The sequence below is a fragment of the Alphaproteobacteria bacterium genome (assembly GCA_005883305.1).
Lineage (GTDB): Bacteria > Pseudomonadota > Alphaproteobacteria > Sphingomonadales > Sphingomonadaceae > Allosphingosinicella.
In genome coordinates this window covers 1802079-1821349 of the sequence record VBAC01000001.1, presented here as the reverse complement: position 1 = coordinate 1821349, position 19271 = coordinate 1802079, and the positions used below count along the sequence as shown (strand labels likewise).

General features: G+C 67.0%; 16 protein-coding genes. 4 read left to right on the top strand and 12 right to left on the bottom strand.

What is annotated here, in order from left to right; translation table 11 throughout:
* Window positions 1-2 precede the first annotated feature (2 nt).
* From uraH to puuE, 4 genes are read right to left on the bottom strand one after another with little or no spacing between them, the layout of a single operon-like run.
* Window positions 3-338 carry a hydroxyisourate hydrolase gene (gene uraH, locus E6G92_09120; GenBank protein ID TMJ19904.1) on the bottom strand — a complete coding sequence of 112 codons (336 nt, stop codon included), beginning with the start codon at window positions 336-338 and terminating at the stop codon, window positions 3-5.
* Window positions 335-775: a 2-oxo-4-hydroxy-4-carboxy-5-ureidoimidazoline decarboxylase gene (gene uraD, locus E6G92_09115; GenBank protein ID TMJ19903.1), complete on the bottom strand. Its 441-nt coding sequence runs from the start codon at window positions 773-775 to the stop codon at window positions 335-337. The genes uraH and uraD overlap by 4 nt, the downstream gene beginning before the upstream one ends.
* Window positions 772-1758, bottom strand: coding sequence for an allantoicase (gene alc, locus E6G92_09110; protein TMJ20773.1), 987 nt, complete (start codon window positions 1756-1758; stop codon window positions 772-774). The genes uraD and alc overlap by 4 nt, the downstream gene beginning before the upstream one ends.
* A gap of 19 nt (window positions 1759-1777) precedes the next feature.
* A complete protein-coding gene (gene puuE / locus E6G92_09105) occupies window positions 1778-2644 on the bottom strand; it encodes an allantoinase PuuE (GenBank protein TMJ20772.1) in 867 nt (288 codons plus the stop codon).
* A 106-nt stretch (window positions 2645-2750) separates the two neighbouring features.
* Between puuE and E6G92_09100 the strand changes: the two genes are divergently transcribed.
* The gene (locus E6G92_09100; protein ID TMJ19902.1) at window positions 2751-3245 is read left to right on the top strand and encodes an ureidoglycolate lyase; all 495 of its coding nucleotides are present in this window, start codon (window positions 2751-2753) and stop codon (window positions 3243-3245) included.
* Window positions 3246-3299: 54 nt separating this feature from the next.
* Here E6G92_09100 and E6G92_09095 read toward each other — a convergent pair whose 3' ends face one another.
* Window positions 3300-6968: a calcium-binding protein gene (locus tag E6G92_09095; protein ID TMJ19901.1), complete on the bottom strand. Its 3669-nt coding sequence runs from the start codon at window positions 6966-6968 to the stop codon at window positions 3300-3302.
* Between the two features lie 306 nt (window positions 6969-7274).
* Between E6G92_09095 and E6G92_09090 the strand changes: the two genes are divergently transcribed.
* Window positions 7275-9836, top strand: coding sequence for a TonB-dependent receptor (locus E6G92_09090; protein TMJ19900.1), 2562 nt, complete (start codon window positions 7275-7277; stop codon window positions 9834-9836).
* A 316-nt stretch (window positions 9837-10152) separates the two neighbouring features.
* Here the strand turns inward: E6G92_09090 and E6G92_09085 are convergent, their stop codons facing one another.
* Genes E6G92_09085 through E6G92_09060 form a run of 6 tightly spaced genes read right to left on the bottom strand, consistent with a single transcriptional unit; the run spans window position 10153 to window position 15982 of the window.
* The gene (locus tag E6G92_09085; protein TMJ19899.1) at window positions 10153-10725 is read right to left on the bottom strand and encodes an alpha/beta hydrolase; all 573 of its coding nucleotides are present in this window, start codon (window positions 10723-10725) and stop codon (window positions 10153-10155) included.
* 17 nt (window positions 10726-10742) lie between these two features.
* Window positions 10743-11747 carry a putative sulfate exporter family transporter gene (locus tag E6G92_09080; GenBank protein TMJ19898.1) on the bottom strand — a complete coding sequence of 335 codons (1005 nt, stop codon included), beginning with the start codon at window positions 11745-11747 and terminating at the stop codon, window positions 10743-10745.
* On the bottom strand, window positions 11747-13042 hold the full coding sequence (locus E6G92_09075) for an MFS transporter (GenBank protein ID TMJ19897.1): 1296 nt from the start codon (window positions 13040-13042) through the stop codon (window positions 11747-11749). Before E6G92_09075 ends, E6G92_09080 begins: the two co-directional genes overlap by 1 nt.
* Before the next feature lie 6 nt (window positions 13043-13048).
* On the bottom strand, window positions 13049-14107 hold the full coding sequence (locus tag E6G92_09070; GenBank protein ID TMJ19896.1) for a 3-keto-5-aminohexanoate cleavage protein: 1059 nt from the start codon (window positions 14105-14107) through the stop codon (window positions 13049-13051).
* A gap of 34 nt (window positions 14108-14141) precedes the next feature.
* On the bottom strand, window positions 14142-14990 hold the full coding sequence (locus tag E6G92_09065; GenBank protein TMJ19895.1) for a taurine dioxygenase: 849 nt from the start codon (window positions 14988-14990) through the stop codon (window positions 14142-14144).
* Window positions 14991-15004: 14 nt separating this feature from the next.
* The gene (locus tag E6G92_09060) at window positions 15005-15982 is read right to left on the bottom strand and encodes a quinone oxidoreductase (GenBank protein TMJ19894.1); all 978 of its coding nucleotides are present in this window, start codon (window positions 15980-15982) and stop codon (window positions 15005-15007) included.
* A 117-nt stretch (window positions 15983-16099) separates the two neighbouring features.
* Here E6G92_09060 and E6G92_09055 point away from each other — a divergent pair, with 117 nt between their 5' ends.
* Window positions 16100-17104: an AraC family transcriptional regulator gene (locus tag E6G92_09055; GenBank protein ID TMJ19893.1), complete on the top strand. Its 1005-nt coding sequence runs from the start codon at window positions 16100-16102 to the stop codon at window positions 17102-17104.
* Window positions 17105-17315: 211 nt separating this feature from the next.
* Here E6G92_09055 and E6G92_09050 read toward each other — a convergent pair whose 3' ends face one another.
* Window positions 17316-17978: a response regulator transcription factor gene (locus tag E6G92_09050; protein TMJ19892.1), complete on the bottom strand. Its 663-nt coding sequence runs from the start codon at window positions 17976-17978 to the stop codon at window positions 17316-17318.
* 434 nt (window positions 17979-18412) lie between these two features.
* Between E6G92_09050 and E6G92_09045 the strand changes: the two genes are divergently transcribed.
* Complete coding sequence (locus E6G92_09045; protein TMJ19891.1) at window positions 18413-19162, top strand: sensor histidine kinase; 750 nt, start codon at window positions 18413-18415, stop codon at window positions 19160-19162.
* Window positions 19163-19271 lie beyond the last annotated feature (109 nt).

Genomic DNA, 19271 nt, shown 5'->3' with positions numbered 1-19271 from the left:
GATCAGCTGCCCCGGTAGGTGGAGTAAGCGAAAGGCGAGACGAGCAGGGGCACGTGATAGTGGCCGCCGTCCGCCGCGACGCCGAAGTCCACCGCGACTTCGTCGAGGAAGGGCGGATCGGCGAGGGCGAGGCCGAGGCTCCGGAAATAGTCGGCGACGGCGAAGCGCAGCGTGTAGCGCCCCGGCGGGAGCCCGCCATGCGCCAGATCGGGGCAGCGCCCGTCGGCGTTGGTGGCGCCGCGCGCGATCTCGCCGGCCGGACCGCTCAGCGCCACATTCATGCCCCCCGCGGGCCGGCCGTGCATCGTGTCGAGCACATGGGTGCTGAGGCTGGTCATGCGATTGTCTCCAGGCGGAGGCGGACGATCTCGCCGACCTGCTCGATCGCCGCCTCGATCTCGGTCTCGCGGTCGTTGGCGAGGCGGCGCTCCATCGCGGCGAGGATGCCCGCTTTGTCGGTCAGCCGAACGCAGATGATGAACGGAAAGCCGAATTTTTGCGCGTAGGCGGCGTTGAGCGCGTGGAAGCGCTCGAACTCGGCGGGCGTGAGCCGGTCGAGCCCGGCGCTGGCCTGCTCGGCGGCGCTCGCTTCGGTAAGGGCGCCGTCGATCGCCGCCTTGCCCGCAAGCTCGGGATGGGCCCGGATCAGGGCCAGTTGCTCCTCCGGCGCCGCCTCGCGGACGACGGCCATGAGGTCGGCATGCCGGTCGCCGGAGGAGGGGCGGGCGTCGGCGCGCGCCTCCACCCACGGGGAATGTTCGAACAAGGCGGTCATCGCTCGACCCGCCCGATCAGCCGGAGCCGGCTGACCCCGCCGTCGGGGACGATGTTCAGCCGGACGAAGCGAATTGCGCCGAGATCGGCGAGGCCGTCGCGGAAGACGTGCACCTTGTCGGCCTCCAGCTTCACTTCGGGCAAGAGCAGCGGCCAGCTTTCCGATTGCGCCGCGATCTCCTCCGGCGATCCGGCCGCCTGCGCGGCCGCCTGGAGGAAGCAGCGGTCCGGATAATTGCCCTTGAAGTGGGCGGTATCGACGACGACCTCCTCGATCCGACCCGCTGCGCCGAGCTTCAGCACCGCCCAGTCGTGCCCGGGCTGGCGCCGCCGCCTCGTCTCCCAGCCGTCGCCCATGTTCGCTCCTCGGCCCGGGGCGGTGAGGTTCTCGACCCGGCCGTAATGCTCGTCGTTGGCGATGATTCCGCGCCCGCCATTTTCCATCGCCAGCAGGTCCAGCCTCTCGTCCGCGCCGACTCTCGACCAATCCTTGGCCACCGCTCCCCAGACGCGAAGCCGGGCCACTCCCCCGTCCGGGAAAATGTGCAGCCGGACGTGCGTCACTGGCTGTTCATACCAGATCGGGAAATAGGTGCGATGATCGCCCTGGAGCGGCAGCCGTTCGGTGACTCTGGTCCAGCCCGCATCGTCCGCGGGTACTTGCTCGTCGCTCCGGCAGACCTCGACCTCCGCGAACGGCGGATAATTGCCGGTGAAATGCCTGGTATCGATCTCGAAACCGGCGACGATCCCGGGAACGCCGAGGCGGACGACGCACCAATCGTGGCCCGGCACGCGCTTGCGGCGGCTCTCCCAGCCGTCCATCCACTTGCCGTTCTCGTCATATTTGCCGGGGATGAAGACGGGCTCGGCCGGATCGATCAGGCGTGCCTTGTCGGCGAAGAAATCGTCGGTCGCGAAGACGACCTCGGCCCCGAGCCGGGGCTGGGCGAGGTCGACGTAAAGCTGGCGCAGCTGAGTCATCGAGCCTCCGGCGGGCGTATCAGGATTCATCGGGGTGCGCCTCCCGCCAGTGGCGGGCGATCTCGATTCGCCGGCAGAACCACACGTCCTTGTGGCCGAGCGCGTGCTTCAGGAACCTCTCCAGCCCGGCAAGCTTGCCCGGGCGCCCGGCGAGCCGGCAGTGGAGCCCCACCGACATCATCTTCGGCCGCTCCTCGCCTTCCGCGTAAAGCACGTCGAACGAATCGCGCAGATATTCGAAGAACTGGTCGCCGGTGTGCATGTTCGCGCTGGCGAAGCGCATGTCGTTGGTTTCCAGCGAATAGGGGACGATCAGCTGGCTCCTTCCCGCCGCCTTCGTCCAGAAGGGCAGATCGTCCGAATAATCGTCGGCATCGTAGAGGAAGCCGCCCTCCTCGGCGACCAGCCGCCGCGTGTTGGGGCTGGTCCGGCCAGTATACCAGCCGAGCGGGCGCTCGCCGGTCAGCTCCCGGTGGACCTCGATCGCCCGCTCCATGTCCGCGCGCTCCTCGGCCTCCGGCACATATTGGTAGTTGATCCACCGCCAGCCGTGCGAGGCGATCTCGTGCCCGGCCTCCAGGAAGGCGTCCACGACCGCCGGATTGCGCTGCATCGCCAGCGCCACGCCGAACACGGTGAGCGGAAGATCGTAGCGCTCGAACAGCCGAAGCAGCCGCCACACCCCGGCGCGCGCACCATATTCGTAGATCTGCTCCATGCTCATGTGCCGCGCCCCAGCCACGGGCGCCGCATTGGGAATGTCCGACAGGAACACCTCCGAGGAAGGATCGCCGTCGAGAATATTGGCCTCGGCGCCCTCCTCATAATTGAGCACGCACTGGATCGCGATGCGCGCGCCGCCCGGCCACGCGGCATGCGGCGGCATCCGGCCGTAGCCGGTCAGGTCGCGTGGGTAGCTGGTCTCAGTCAAATGCACCGCCTATCAAGCAGGGCAGGATGAAACGGAGCCGTGCGGTGCACAAGGGAGAAAGATGCGCGAGCTAAACCCCGAGCCGTTGACCGCCGAGGCCTTCGCGCCTTTCGGCCGCGTGATCGAGGCGTCGGACGCGGGGGTGAAGCTGGACATCAACCAGGGCCATGCGGTGCGCTACGACCGGCTCGCCGAGATCGACGTCGCGGACGGTGGCGGCACCGGCGCGATCAGCCTGTTCCGCGCCAGGCCGCTCGCCGAGCCGGTGCTCAAGACGTTCGAGCGCCACCCGTTGGGGAGCCAGAGCTTCGTCCCGCTGAGCGGCCGGCCCTATCTGGTCGCAGTGGCGCCGCCAGGCGATTTCGACCCCGCCGCCATCCGCCTGTTCCGGGCGGAAGGGCACCAGGGGGTCCACTATGGCAAGGGCGTCTGGCACCATTTCCTGCTGGTCCTTGACGCCGATAGCGATTTCCTCGTCGTCGATCGTTGCGGTGCTGGCGACAATTGCCAGGAGATCGAGCTGGCGCCCGCCGACCGGATCCAGGTGCGCCGGTAGACGAGGCCGCCCTTGCGCCAAGCCGAGGCGCGCGGCTGGCGGGAAGGCAGCGACCTACGACATGATGAGGAAGTCGGTAGCCGCCAGCGGCGGAACGCTGCTGAGCGTCGCCACCAGCACGGCGGCGCCTCCTCCCGTTCCGTCCTCGTCCCAAAGCAAACGCCCGTCATCAATGTCATAGAGGAATTGCCCCGTCGCGCCCGATGCTGTCGGATCCGACCCGGAGACAAGCGATACGCCGCCGCCTTCGCTCAAGCCCCCGCCGAAGCCGCTTGCCGAAACACGGATCAGATCGGTTCCGCTGAGGAAGTCGGTGATCTCGTCCGGGCCGTTCGAAGGGAAATCGAAGTTGAAGAAGTCGACGCCCGCGCCGCCGGTCAGAATGTCCGAGCCGTCGCCGCCCGCGAGGGAGTCGCTGCCGTCGCCGCCGTCGAGGCTGTCGTCCCCATCGCCGCCCGACAAGATGTCGTCTTCCAGTCCGGCGGCAAGGACGTCGTTGCCCGCATCGCCGCTGAGATTGTCCTGACCGTCTCCCCCCGTCAGTTGGTCGTTGCCATTTTCCCCGAAAAGGAAATCGTTTCCGGCTTGACCGGACAACTGGTCATCGCCCTCGCCCCCGGACAAGGCATCGTCATCATTGCCGCCCTCGATGACGTCGTTGCCGTCGCCGCCGTTCAGATTGTCGAAGCCGTCGCCGCCATGAATGAGGTCGTCGCCAGCCTGACCGAACACCGAGTCCGCGCCGCCGAGCCCATCGATCGTGTCGCCGCCTACGGTACCGACCAGCACGTCGTCATCGGCGGTGCCGACAATCGTCTCCCCCGGCGGAACGCCGCCGCCGGGAGGATAAGCGGGCAAGAAATTCGCCTCCGTGAAGTCCCCGGCGGTGGTGTTCTGGAAGACGATCAGCGTTTCCCAATTCGCTCCGCCGGCCGCCCCGTCCTGGTCCCATTGCAGCCAGGTGTCGGAGCCGGTTTGAAGAAGCCGGAGAAAGCCCGACCCGAACGGATTGGAACTGCCGTCCCACCCGGAAAGCTGGTCCAGAAGGGCGCCCTCGTAGCCTTCGAGCCGGAACGTGTCGCCGCCTCCGCCGGTCGTGAAATCGCTGACGATTATCGCTGCCAGGCCAAGATTCGCATAAGAGAGCTCGATCGTGTCGCTGCCGCTTCCAGTCGTAATCGTGCTGGCGGAGTAACGATAATAATGGCGGATCGTGTCGTTGCCGTCGCCGCCGTCGATCGTTTGGATGCCGTCCGAAGAATCGGCGATGATGGTGTCGTCCCCGAGACCGCCGGCGAAGCTGTTAACCCCGGTGGAGCCGAACAGAAAATCGTCGCCGTCGCCCCCGTCGAGAATATCGTCGCCCGCCCCGCCCGACAGGGTGTCCTGGTCGTTGCCGCCCTGGAGACTGTCGTTGCCGTCGCCGCCGTCCAGGTAGTCGGAGCCGTCGCCGCCCGACAGATCGTCCGTCCCGGCCAGGCCTAAAATCTGGTCGCTGCCGGCACTGCCGGACAGGCTGTCGTCGCCCGCGCCTCCGTCGATCTGGTCGTCCCCGTTACCGCCGTCGATTGTATCGTTTCCAGCCTCGCCGTTGAGGAAATCCGAGCCGTCTCCGCCATTAATGACATCGTTGCCCGCCCGCCCGAAGACGACGTCATTGCCGCCGAGAGCATTGATCGTGTCGTCGCCGATCGTGCCGGTCAGCGTCTCGCCGCCGGCGGTGCCGGTGATCGTCTGGCCCGCCGGAGCGGATCCGTCGGGCGGATAGCCGGGCGCGAAGTTCGCGCCGGTGAAATCGCCCACGGTCGTGTTCTGGAAGACGACGAGCGTCTCCCAATTCGCGCCGCCCGCGACGCCGTCCTGATCCCATTGGAGCACGGTGTCGGCGCCGGTCTGCTGCAGCCGCAGGAAGCCCGAACCGAACGGATTCGTGCTTCCGTCCCAGCCGGAGAGCAGGCTCAGCAGGGCGCCGTCGCCGGTCTCGAGCTGGACGACGTCTCCGCCGCTGCCGGCGGTGAAGTCGGTGATGACGATCGCCGCGGCGCCGACGTCGGCGTGGAGGATCTCGATCGCGTCGATTCCACTTCCGGTGGCGATCGTGCTGGCGGACGAGCGGTAATTGACTCGGATCGTGTCGTTGCCGCCGCCGCCGTCGATCGTCTGGGCGCCCTCGGAGGAATCGGCGGTGATATCGTCGTCGCCGAGGCCGCCCGTCAGGCTGTTGGTCCCGAGGCCGCCGAACAGGAGATCGGCGCCGTCGCCCCCGTCGAGGCTGTCGTCGCCGTCGCCGCCGTTGAGGCTGTCGTCGCCGTCGCCGCCCGAGAGAACGTCGTCGCCTTCGTCGCCGAACTGGGAATCGCTGCCCGCCTGACCGAGCAACTGGTCGTTGCCCTCGCCGCCGGACAGGAAGTCGCTGTCATTGCCGCCCTCGACCAAATCGTCGCCCGACCCGCCGCTGAGGAAGTCGAAGCCGTCGCCGCCCGACAGATGATCGTTGCCGCTGTCGCCCTCGAGGGTGTCATTGCCCGCCTGGCCGAGCAGGGTGTCGTTGCCGGCCTCTCCGTTCAGCAGGTCGTCGCCGTCGCCGCCGTCGACGAGGTCGGCGCCGCCCTGGGCGAACACGGCATCGTTCCCGCCGAGCGCGGTGATGACGTCGTCGCCCGAAGTGCCGGTCAGCGTATCGTCATCGGGAGTGCCGACGATCACCGCGCCCGGATCGTCCTCGCCCTCGACCGTGATCTCGATCGTCGAAACCGACTGGGCGCCATGCTCGTCCTCGATAGTATATTCGACGGTGACGACCGCGCTCTCGCCTTCGCCGAGATAGTCGAAGTCGGTGCCCGGATCGAACTGGACCTGGTTGCCGACGACCGAGGCGGTGCCCTGGCCGGCCGGAGCGGAGGCGGCGGTCACTGTGAGGATCGCGCCGTTGTCGACGTCGCTGTCGTTGGCGAGCACGTCGATCAGGATAATTTCGTTCTCGCCGCCCGTCGCCTCGTCGGGATTGGCGGTCGGGGCGTCGTTGACCCCGGCGATGTGGATCACGAGCGTGCCGGTGTCGCTGCCGTCATTGTCGGTGACGACGTAGTTGAAGCTGTCCTGGACGTTCTGGCCCTGGGCGAGCGCCTGGTCCGACGCGAACAAAGTATAGCTGTAGGTGCCGTTCGAATTGAGCGTCAGCGTGCCATAGGTGCCGGTGAAGGTGCCGCCGGTCACGGTCAGCGGGTCGCCGTCGAAATCGAAATCATTGTTCTTCACGCTGGCCGCGCCGCTGCTGTAGGTGCCCGCGTTCTCGTCGATGAAGACATGGTCGTCGCCGGCGACCGGCGCGTTCTTGCCGCTGCCGATGTCGATGATCCGGTCGGCGAAGACCAGACGCTCGACGTTTCTCACCCGGTCGTGGCCGTCGGCGCCGCCGCCGCCGAGATGCAGGATGTGCAGATAGCCGGCCGCGGAGAAGAAAGAATATTCTCCGATCGCCCCGGAATAATAAGCGGTGTCGAAACCGAGCAGGCCGTCGATCAGGTCGTCCCCGGCGCCGCCGTTGAGATGGTCGGCTCCGTTGTCGCCGGAGAGCTGGTCGTTGCCGTCCTCGCCGAACAACGTATCGACGCCGTTGCCCCCCGAGAGGATGTCGTTGCCGCCGCCGCCGTAGATGATGTCGACGCCGTTGCCGCCGCTGATCGTGTCGTCGCCATTGGTCCCGGTGATATAGGTCGGCATGTCGAATCCCTCCCGCTCTGGACGATCAGGCGCGCGCACCCCGCATTTCTCGCGAGAACTGAGAGAAAAGAGGCTGTAATGCGCTGGTGCTGCCGCTCCCGATCGAAATCCCGTCGTGCAGAGCCGATCGAGCCCGAAAAAGCGGAACGAACCTGTATCCGCCGTTGACTTGTCGCGATGCGACTCGGCCCCATGACGCTACTTTGACGGGCCAGAGTGACTCGCCGGGAGGCAGGTGTCCAGAGGTCACGGCCAAATGGATCAGGCCAACCTTCCCGCCCGCCGGCGGCGGCATCCTGTCACGAAATGCCAAAGTGCTGGCATCAGATGCGCAATGGGATCGGCACCCTGCCGCCAAGCTCCCCGCCGAAAGCTTATAGCGGGGAGAGGTTCATGATTGCTCGGGTTCGGTCGGTAAATTTTGTCAGTGCGATGGCGCTCTCGGTGGCGCTGATGGCCGCGCCGGCTTACGCCCGCGACGGCGCGGCGGGCGAGGCCGAGGCGACGCAGAACGACGCCGCGCCGGCGCCCGATGCGGCCGCCCAACCCGCGGCCGAGGCCGGCGACGATTCGACGATCACGGTCACCGCCCAGCGCCGCGCCGAGAATATCCAGGACGTGCCGATCTCGATCGCCGCTTTCTCCGGCGACACGCTCGCCGCGGCCAATGTCGTGACCGTCCAGGATCTCGGCCGGATCGCGCCGAACTTCCAGGCGACCAAGGGCGTCCAATCCTCCTTCCTCCGCCTCAACATCCGCGGCATCGGCGCCGCCGGCAACACGACGATCGAGCCGAGCGTCGCGGTGTTCGTCGACGGCATCTACGTGCCGCGCGCGGGCGCGATCGTCGGCGCGCTGATGGACATGCAGAGCGTCGAGGTACTCCGCGGCCCGCAGGGCACTTTGTTCGGCCGGAACGCCAGCGTCGGGGCGCTCTCGCTCCATACCGCCACCCCGGTGAACCACTTCGCCGCCCAGCTGACCGGCGAGATCGCCAATGGCGACCGCTACCGGGCCGAGGGCTTCGTGAACGTGCCCATCACCGACAATGTCGCCCTTCGGGTCGCCGGAATGAGCCAGTGGTTCGGCGGCTATTGGACCAACCGACTCGACGGCCATCAATATGGCGGAGTCGACGAGCAGGCGCTCCGGGCGACCCTTCGCGCCGATTTCGGCAATGTCGAATGGATCGTCCGCGGCGACTACAACCATTCGTCGGGCGACGGCTTCGTCAACCTGGACTTCGATCCGAACACGGTGAGCCCGGCCACGCTCGCGGCGCTCCAGACCCGCCTCGGCGGCCAGCTTCCGGACACCAACCTCAACGATCGGCTCCTCAACCAATATGTCACCGCCGACCTCAGCGACCGGCAGTGGGGCGTTTCGAGCACGCTCTCGCTCGACCTTCACGGAAGCACCGTCCGCCTGATCAATTCCTACCGCGACTGGGACAACGACCAGCTCGACGGCGACGTGATCTTCACGCCGTTGCCGATCGCCTCCCGCACCGGCGACTACCGCTCGAAGAGCCAGAATCACGAGCTTCAGTTCGTCTCGCCGACCCGGACCTGGCTGAACGGCCATTTGGACATGGTCGCCGGCCTCTATTATTTTTCGGAGGACTACCGGCTCGACGAGCAGCTCCACATGAACGCGCAATATTGCAACGCGCTGGTCGCGGCCGGCCCGGGCCGCACGGCGTGCAACAGCTTCCTCGCCTCCAATGGGGGCCACAACGCGGCCGATCAGGACGTCTTCCAGTCGGTCGAATCCATCGCCGCCTACAGCCAGGCGACGTTCCACCTGAACGACTATGTGTCGTTCACGGCCGGGGGCCGCTGGACCCGCGACGACAAGAGCGGCTCCTACGCCGAGCGCGTGAGCAACCCGTTCATCGTGCCCTTCCGCGCGCCAGAGGTGCTGACCTTCCCCGATCTTTCCGAGGAACGCTTCACCTACCGCTTCAGCCTCGACTGGCAGCCGAACCGGGACATGATGTTCTTCGCCAATTATTCGACCGGCTACAAATCGGGCGGCTACAATTCGGGCGGGGGATCGCCGGCGCTTTCGCGCTTCGATCCCTCGGGCAACCTCATCTCCACCCAGCGCCTGTTCGGCCAGGAGACCGTCGACAATTACGAGCTCGGCGCGCGAACGACGTGGCTCGACCACAAGCTGACCGCGAACATCACCCTCTACCGGATGGACATTGCCGGCTACCAGGACCGCGCGTTCGACGGCACGAGCTTCACCATCCGCAACGCCGGCAATCTGCGCCAGCAGGGCTTCGAGCTCGACCTCGTCGCCGCGCCGACCCGCAACCTGACCTTCACCGGCTCGCTCGCCTATCTCGATTCGAGCTTCACCGATTATCACAACGCTTCGGGCCTTCCGGGCTGCGCGATCCTCGGTCCGGGGGTCCCGGCGGCCTGCACGGCCGTGGGGCTCGGCGCGACTCAGGACCTGACCGGAAAGCCGGTGACCTTCTCGCCGGAATTCCAGGGCCGCCTGGCGGTCGACTGGACGGGCGAGCTGGGTTCGAGCGGCCTGACCTGGGCGGTGAACGGCAACCTGTCCTATATCTCGGACCAGTATATCGGCCTCGTCACCGATGCGAACCCGCAGACCCTTCAGGACGGCTACGCCCTGCTCGGCGCGCGCTTCACGCTCAACGGCGCCAATGACCGCTGGTCGGTTTCGCTGTTCGGCAATAACCTGACCAACGCGAACTATTCGCTCGGCGATCTCTACCAGGTGCTCGATTCTGCGCTCGGGCTTCGCAACAGCGTCTTCCCGGGAAGCACGGCGGTCCGCCGCCTGCACAGCGATCCGCGCACCTACGGAGTCTCCGGGACGATTCGCTTCTAGTCTCGGGAGTCGCGCCGCGGCCGCACGCGGCGCGACTCCCGCCGGAGGCCGCTGTCGGCCTCCGAGCCGGCGGTGCGGGGGCGTGCCGCCGGCTTTACAGGCTCCGACCGTGCAGGGTCGGGAAAAAAGAGGCCGCCATGTCACCCCAAGGACATGGCGGCCTCGTTTTTTACGGCCCTCCCGCTCATCCTGAGGAGCCGCTGAGCCTGTCGAAGCGGCGTCTCGAAGGACGGTCCTTCGACACGGGCCTTCGCCAAGCTCAGTCCCTACTCAGGATGAGCGGGTAGGGCTAAACTGCAGAGCAGGTCGAGCCACCTCACCCGATCCGCGAGATCATCCCGTTCCACAGCGCGAGGCCCTCGGGCCAAGGGCCGTAGCCCGCGGCGGGGTTGAGGTGGCCGACCTCGCCGGCGTCGTGAAGGTCCGCGCCCCAAGCCTCGGCCAGAGCCGCGACCTTCCCGTAATCGGCCAGCGGGTCGTTGCGGCTGACGATCACTGTCGCGGGGAAGGAAAGATGGCTGCGGGGGATCGGCAGCCAGCCGCCCGCGGCGAGCTCGGCGAAGGCGGGATAGCCTTCCGGCAGCGGCGCCTCGACGTCGGCCGGAGTGACGAGCAGCGCGCCCTGGATTCGGCGCGTCGGCGCCATGTCCCAGAAAGCGGTCATCAGCACGCCTGCGCTGTGGGCGACGATGACGACGTCGCCCGCGATCGCCTGGAGCGCGGCATCGAGCTGGGCCACGCGCGCCTCGCGGCTGAGCCCGTTCTCCGTAATCGGCTCAACCGTGACCGATCCCGGGATCCGGGCGGCCATGTGGGTTTGCCAATGCTCGGCGACGTGGCCGCGAAGGCCGGGGACGAACAGCGTGGTGATCGCGCGATAGTTGGCCATGTTGCTCCCGGGCCGGATCAGACGAGGCCGGCGTAGAGCGCGGCGAAAACGATGAGGGCGATGAACGCCGTCTCGGCGATCATCAGCAGGACGGGCTTGAAGCCGACCGCGAGCACGTCGCCGAGCCGGGTCTTGACGCCGATCGCGGCCATCGCCGTGACCAGGCACCAGCCCGACAGCGCGGATCCGGCGGCGCGAAGGCCGTCCGGGACCGGAGCGAAGCTGCCGACGACGACCAAAGCGACGAAGGCGAGGACGAAGCCCGGCAGCAAAGGCGGGCGCTTGCCCGTTTCAGTCACCCCGTAGCGTCTGGCGACGAGGCCGGCGACGAGCACGGCCGGCACCAGCATCGCCACGCGCATCAGCTTGACCAGGGTCGCGGCGTCGCCCGCCTCGGGCGAGATGCCGTAGCCGGCGCCGACGACCTGGGCGACGTCGTGGATCGTTCCGCCGATGAACATGCCGGCGTGGACTCCGTCGAAGCCGGCGAGCGCGACGATCGTCGGATAGAGGATCATCGCCAGGGTCGAGAGGGTCGACACGCCGACGATGGTGAACAGGGTCGCGCGCTCCTTGAGCGGATGGGCCGGGAGCGCCGCCGACAAAGCGAGCGCGGCCGAGGCGCCGCAGATCGCCACCGCGCCGCCTGAGAGAAGCCCGAACAGGCGGTTGAAGCCCATCGCCCAGGCGAGGAGCACCGAAAAGACGATCGTCAAAGTGACTGCGCCGACGACCAGGAAGACCGGCCCGGCGCCGAGCGCCGCGACCTGCCCGAGCGTGATCCGGAAGCCCAGGAGTGCGACCCCGATGCGAAGCAGCCTCTTGCCGGCGAGATCGAGGCCGGGACGGCAATTGTCCTGCTCGCCAAGAAAGTTCATCGCCATTCCGAGCAGCAGGGCGAACAGCATCACCGGCGCGCCATAATGCTGCGAGAGGAAGGTCGCGGCTGCGGCGATGATCAGGCTGGCAACGAGGCCCGGCGCCAGCCGGCGCGGCTTTTCGAGCAATGCGGAGATGGGCATCAGGCCCTCGCGGCGCTGGAGGCGAGGTCGGCCGGATAAGAGCGCCGGCCGATCCAGAAGATGATCGCGGCGGCGATACAGGGAATGGGCAGCACTGCAAATGCTCCCGACAAGCCCCAGGCGTCGGCCAGCCGGCCGGTGAGGATCGGCCCGGCAGCGAGGCCGAGCGCATTATTGGCGACCGTGAGGGTGGCGAAGGCGCTGCCGTGGATTCGCAGCGGCGTCAGATTGGCGACCATCGCACCGGCGGGGCCGCTCGTGGCCGCGGCGAAGAACATTCCGGCCGCGAGCGCCGCGAGCTGCAGGGGCCCCGGGGGCAAAGCGAAGGCGAGCGCAAGCACGCCGGCGCATATCAGGCTGCAGCAGATCGAGAGCTCGTATTTGGCTGTCGGCCGGCGCTTCGACAGCCTGTCGCTGAGCATGGCGCACAGCACCATGCCCGCCCCGCCCACGAGCAGAAACAGCGCCGCGCGCGTGCCGGCCGCCGCGATGCCGAGACCGTAATAGTCGTGGAAATAGGTCGGCAGCCACGCCGGCAGCGCGCCGCCGACATAGAGTTGGAGGCCGCTTGCGACATAGGCGCAGACGAGGGCGCGCTTCGCAAACAGGAGCTTGAGCGAGGGGCGCGCGCCTTCGGATATGCCGGGAGCGTTGCCGAGGCGCTCGGCCAGAGCGTCCGTCCGCCGCTGCTGCACGACGAGCGGGTAGATCAAGGCGAGGGCGAGGCCGGCGAGCGCGATGGCGAGGAACGCGGTCCGCCAGCCGTAAAGCCCGGCGATATGTCCGCCGAGCCCGACGCCGAGCACCTGCCCGACCAGGCCGCCGGCCATGAAGGCGGCGGCGAGAGTCGCGCGCATGGACTTGGGAAAGACGCTGACGACGACGGCGATTCCGACGCTGCCATAAGCGGCTTCGCCGATGCCGACGAGCAGCCGTCCGGCGAACATCGCCTCGTAGGATTTGGCCATGCCGCAGATGAGGGTGGCGATGCTCCACAGGATGGCCATCATCGTGATCGAGCGGATCCAGCCCCAGCGGTCGGCGAGAAGCGACAGCGGGAAGGTGAGCAGGCCGACCGTTAAAGCGACGACCCCGCTCAGCGCGCCGAGCTGGGTGTCGCTGAGCGCCCATTCCGCCTTGAGCAGCGGGAAGACCGCGTTCAGCACCTGGCGGGCCATGTAGTCGGAGATGAGCAGGCCGAAGGTGAGGGCGAAGACCACCCAGGCATAGGCGGCCGGACGGGCGGGCTCGCCCCTCCGGTCCGCGCCCGCTTGCTCGAGAGGTATGGCGGTCATTCCGCCCTAGGCCGCGTAGCGCACGGGCAGCCCCCGCTGCCCTCGCTCGCGGTTCGGCGCCATGCCGTTCTTCGCCAGAGTCTCCTCGACGCTGTTGTACTGGACTCCGATCTTGTAGATTTCGCGGGCCTCCTTCGCCGTCGCGACCCCGCGGCCGAGCTCGCCGGCGATGCGGACGAGCTGCTCGATCTGCTGGACCGAGGTGATCTTGCCGCCGTCGGGGCCATAGAGTGTGTCCTCGTTGCCGCAGCGGGTGTGCATGCCCATCGCCATCGCCATGACGTTGATGGGGAGGACGTTGCGCATCACCGATTCGGCGGTGATCGTCGCTCCGTCCGGAGCGCGGCGAATGAACTCCATGAAGTTGTTCGGATTGGGCCCGTCGAAGCCGCCGCCGATGCCGATCCAGGTGAGGTTGAGCGGCCCCTTGTAGTGGCCGCGGCGGACGAGCCGGTCGACCGTCTCGAGATCGGGCATCTTGGTCAGCTGGAAATGGGGCTGGATGCCGGCGCCGGTCAGCCGGCGCAGGTGCTCCTCCACCCACTCGGGGCCGGCCGGAACGATCATCTCGCGATAGGCGCGATAGGTCGCGGGATCGGCGAGGCTGGTCTTGCTGTATTCGTCCGCGCTCATCAGGTCCATGATGTTGAACTGCGACGTGTTGACGGCGATAGTCACCTGGTCGGGTTTGGGCTCCAGTTCGGCGAGCATGTGGCGGGTGTCGTCCGACAGCCACTTGGCCTCGGCGCCCTCGCCCTCGGGCGCGAAGGAGATCGAGCCGCCGACCTGAAGGATCATGTCGGGAAGTCGCGCGCGAATGAGGCCGAGCAATTCGTTGAACTTGGAAAGGCGCTTGGAGCCCTTGCCGTCCAGCTCGCGGACGTGGATGTGCAGCACCGTGGCGCCGGCATTGTAGCAGTCGACCGCCTTCTGCACGTGCTCTTCCATCGTCAGCGGAAGATCTTCGGGGAAATCGGAGATCTCCCATTCCGGCCCGTAGGGGGCGACGGTGATGACCAGCTTGTCCTGGGTCTCGGGGAGAAGGGAATCGTCGAGAAACTGCATTGGTGTTGCCTCCTACGAGGGTGAGATCGGGAATTTAATAGGGACGATCACCGATGATCCCGGCCCGTTCCATCTTCCGGACCGCGGGCCAGTAATCCATCACGGCGTAATGCTGGGTGCAGCGATTGTCCCAGATGGCGACGCTGTTCGGCTGCCAGCGCCAGCGCACCTGATATTCGGGGATCGCCGCGCGGCCGATCAGGTAGCTGAGCAGGTTGGCGCTGCCGGGCGCGAAATCCTGGCCGTAGCGCACGTTGTCGCTGGTGTGGAAATTGGTGAAGTGGGTGGTGAAGCCGCTGACGAACAGCACCTTCTCGCCGGTTTCCGGGTGCGTGCGGACAACAGGATGTTCCGCATCCGGATATTGCGCCTTGAGCGCGAGACGCTTCTCGATCGGCAGCCGGGCGCCAAAGGTCGCTTCGATCGAATGGCGCGCCCTCAGGTCCTGGATGGTCGCACTGATGTGGTCGGGCAACTCTTCATAGGCCCGAGTCATGTTGGCCCAGATCGTGTCCCCCCCGACGCTCGGCCCTTCGATGTAGCGCAGCACGGCGCCCATCGGCGGGCACTCGCGCCAGGTCGCATCGCAATGCCATGCATTCTCGAAATGGTTGGGAGGGGAATCGAGATCCTTGTAGATGCAGACGAGGCCCGGATGCTCCGGATCGCTGCCGACCATGGGATGGCTTTCCAGTTCGCCGAAGCGGCGGGCGAAGGCGACGTGGTCGGTCCGTTCGATCGCCTGGTCGCGGAGGAACAGAACCTTGTGCTTCAAAAGCTCGGCCTTGATCGCGCCGAACAGATCATCGTTACGCGCCGCCTCGGCCAGGTCGACATCGAAAAGCTCGGCGCCGATATGGGCGGTCAAAGGCTCGACACGCAACGCAACCTCCTTCGTCAGACTACAAAGATCGAGGAGCCGGTGGTCTTGCGCGCCTCGATGTCCCGATGGGCCTGGACCGCGTCCTCGAGCCGGTAGCGCTGGTTGATCTCGATCCGGATCCGCTCCGAGGCGACATGATCGAACAGCTGACCCGCGAGGTCGGCGCGCTCGGCCGGATCGGCGATATAGTCGGCCAGCGCCGGCCGGGTGACGTAGAGCGAGCCCTTCATCGCCAGCTGGAGCGCGTCGATCGGGGGCACTGGTCCGGAGGAGGTGCCCGCGCAGACGAGGAGGCCCCGCCGCTTGAGAGACGCGAGCGACCCCTCGAACGTGTCCTTGCCGACCGTGTCGATCACCAGCGGCACGCCTTCGCCGCCGGTCATTTCGCGGACCCGGGCCGGGACGTCCTCGTCGCCGTAAAGGATGATCTCGTCGCAGCCATGGGCCATGGCGAGCGCGGCCTTCTTTCCGTTCGAGACGGTGCCGATGACGCGAAGGCCGAGGATCTTCGCCCATTGGGAGACGATCAGGCCGACGCCCCCCGCGGCCGCGTGGAGCAGGATGGTGTCGCCGGCCTTGAGCCAGGGACAGATGCGCAAAAGAAGGTAGGAGGCGGTGAGGCCGCGCATGGTCATCGCCGCGGCGGTCTCGCAATCGATCTCGTCGGGCAGCTTGATCAGGCTGGCGGCCGGCATGACCCGCTCGGTCGAATAGGCGCCGAGCGGGCTGCCGGTATAGGTCACGCGGTCGCCGGGGACGAGATCGCTCACGCCTTCGCCGACCGAGTCGACGACTCCCGCGCCCTCGACGCCCATGCCATTCGGCACCGGCACCGGATAATAGCCCATTCGGAAATAGGTATCGGCGAAGTTGAGGCCCACCGCCTCGTGGCGGATGCGGACCTCGCCGGGGCCGGGGGCGCCGACCTCGACCTGCTCAACACGGAGCACCTCGGGTCCGCCGGCTTCATGAAATCGAATTGCGGTGGCCATCGTCATCCCGTTCCTCAGGAACTCGGGATTACCGCCGATTGCGGTTTCGGATTTAACCGTTCATGACACTAATTTCCGATCTCATGACCTTGGCTTGGAGGCTCGGAGGGACTGATCATGGCTGAGCTCGTGCGAGTCGCTGCGCTGACCGGCTATTTCGACGTTGCGGGGCAGCTTGGCCTCGACCCTTTGCCGCATCTTCGAGCGGCGGGCCTCAGCCGCGCCATGCTCCTCAGCCCGGAGCAGGTGATTCCCGCTCGGGGCGCGATCGCCCTGCTCGAATCCAGCGCGGCCGCGTCGGCCTGCCAGACCTTCGCGCTGCGCATGGCAGCCTGCCGTAGCCTCGCCGATCTCGGCATGGTCAGCCTGCTGATCGCCCACCAGCCGACGCTTCGTGCTGCGCTGGCGACCCTCGCCGAGAACCGCCACCGGATGAACTCGACGCTCGTTCTCGGCATCGACGAACGGCCCGGCGCGGTCGTGCTGCGGGAGGATTTCGCGCTCGATCCGCCCGTCTATTCGCGCCAGGCTTCCGACCTCGCTTTGGGAGTCCTGGCCCATATGTGCGCATCGGTGCTCGGACCCGGCTGGCACGCGGAGAGCGTCTGTTTCACTTATTCGCGTCCGGAATCGCGCGATCTGGAGGTCTACCGGCAGCTGTTCGGCTGCCCGGTCCATTTCGATGCCGAGCTCAACGGCCTCGTCCTCGACCCGGCCGATCTCGACCGGCCCAATCCGCGCGCGGAGCCCGCCCTTGCGCATCATGCGGGGACTCTGATCGCATCGGTCATGACGTCGGACCGGCGCACTTTGACCCAGGAGGTCGAGCACGCGATCCTGATGCTGCTTCCGGCGAGCCGCGCCTCCATCAAGTCGGTCGCTCTCGCGCTGGGAATGAATCTGAGAACGCTCCAGCGCGGCCTCGACGCCGACGGCACGAGCTTCACGGACGTGCTCGAAAGGATTCGCGCCCAGCTCGCGCAGCAGCATCTGGCCAATCCGCGGATGCGGCTGACCGACATTGCGGACGTGCTGGGCTATTCCTCGCTTGGGGCCTTCACGCGCTGGTACACGCAGACGTTCGGCATGGCGCCCTCACTGGCCCGGAAATCGCTGACGTGAGGGGTACGTACTCAATTAGGAAGTCGAGTGTCGCTGCAACTCCAGGGGAGTCACCCCGGCGAAGGCCGGGGCCCGTGAACCGAAGTGGCCGAGGTGCTGGCGGCGGCGATCTCGCTTCACCTCGAGGACCGTGTTCATGGGTCCCGGCCTTCGCCGGGATGACTCTGTAAATCAAACGAAACCGCCCAGGCTAACTGAGTACGGACCCCTATCAGATCTGAACCAGCCGGTGGCGCGCGGCGTAGAGGGCGAGGTCCGCGGCGGATTTCGCGCCGACCTTGCGCATGGCCGAGCCGCGATGGGTCTCGACCGTCTTGACGCGGACGCCCAGAATCGCGGCGATCGCCTTGTTGCTGTTGCCCTCGGCGACCAGCGTGACGACCTGCCGTTCGCGCGGAGTGAGCGGAGTCGCCGAATGATCGGTTCGGACGTTGAGATAGGATTCGAGCAGCCGCTCGGAGACATGGGCGGCGAAAAAGGGCTGGTGGCGGGCAAGCGCGCGCAGCGCCTCCATCAGCTTGTCGTCACATTCGGACTTGAGCAGATAGGCGCGTGCGCCGACCCGCAGGGCATCGGCGACGATCCGCTCATTGTCGTGCATGGTGAGAAACAGGATCTCCGCGTCCGGCGCGATCCTTTTCAGCTGGATGGCGACGTCGATCCCGCCGATCTTCGGCAGCGAGATATCGAGCACGACGATGTCGGGGAGCGTTTCCGCGGCAAGATCGAGGGCCTGGGCGCCGTCGTCGGCCTCGCCGCAGACGGCGAAGGCCGGATCCTCCGCGATCAGCGAGATGATCCCGCGCCGGACGATCAGGTGATCGTCGACGACCATCACCTTTTTCGGCTCGTGCGCAGGCGCAAGCTGGCTCATCACAGCCGTGCCGCGCGGCAGGTTGGGTATCCGTTGGCCGTCATCGCCCCCTGTCGCTGGAGCCACGCAATCGAACCGGCGCCCCACTTAGTGGGCTCACGCAAATCCATTGTCCGTATTCCGGGTCGCCCCGCTATCGGGGAATCACCCCAAGGCCCTGCGGCGAATCGGCGTATCGAGTCGCGGACGGCCCCATTTCCCGGGTGGCGGCCTCGGGGGGCGCCGATCCGAAGCCTGAGGGAGCCTACAGGGAAGCCGCCCGGAAATACCTAGGGGCTTACCCGAATACCCTAGGGACGAACCGCCACGCTAAAAACCCTTATCGGACCAACTGAGCAAAGGAGGTCGTGGACTGCTTGAGGGGGAGGGCAAGCCCGGACGCGAGGCGCGTATCATGCCTCGGCATCTGCCATGATCGGGAAGGGAATTGGCTGATGGAGCAAGGGTTTTCCGCACGTTTCGCGAACGACGCCAGTGGAGCGCCGCTCTTGAGACTGGTCGAATCGTCGATCGACGCCCGGGCCGAGAAGCGAGCCTTGTTCAGGCTGCTCGCCCGAGTCGAGGAGATGGAGCGGCATCGGATCGCACGCGAACTGCACGATACGACCGCGCAGGATCTCGTCGCGATCAATCTCAATCTTCGGATGCTGGGCCGGCGATGCCGCACCGACGCCACGCGCGCTCTGCTCGACGAGACCTGCGCGCTGATCGACCAGACCCAGAACGACCTTCGGACGATGAGCTACGTGCTTCATCCGCCGCCGGTCACCGACAGCGGGCTCGGCGCCGCGCTGGAGGCGATGGTTCGCGGCCTGGCCAAGAGGGCTCGGTTCCACGTCCGCTTCGAATCGAACATCCGGGACCGCCTTCCCCACGAGGTGGAAGAGGCGCTTTACCGGGTCGCCCAGGAGGCGCTGATCAACGCCGGGAAGCATGCCAGCCCCAGCGCGGTCACGATTCGCTGCAACCGGGTCGGCCAGCGGATCGAGCTGGAGATCGAGGATGACGGAGTCGGCTTCGATGCCGGCGGCGAGTCGGCGATGCTCGGGGTTGGCCTGCGCTCGATCCAGGCCCGAGTCAGCGACATCGGCGGCCGGGTGAGCATCAAGCCCGGCGCGGCGGCCGGGACTTTGATCCGGGTCAGCGTTTCCCTGGCCTGCGAACCGACGGGGGAGGCGGCCTAGGGACCCCTACCGGGATTCCCCATGCGTCTTCCTCCGGGTTTTCTCCTCGCGCTTGGGGGTTTCGCCCGATGGGACGCTCGCCGGGGACGTAGTCAAAGCTGAGCCGCAC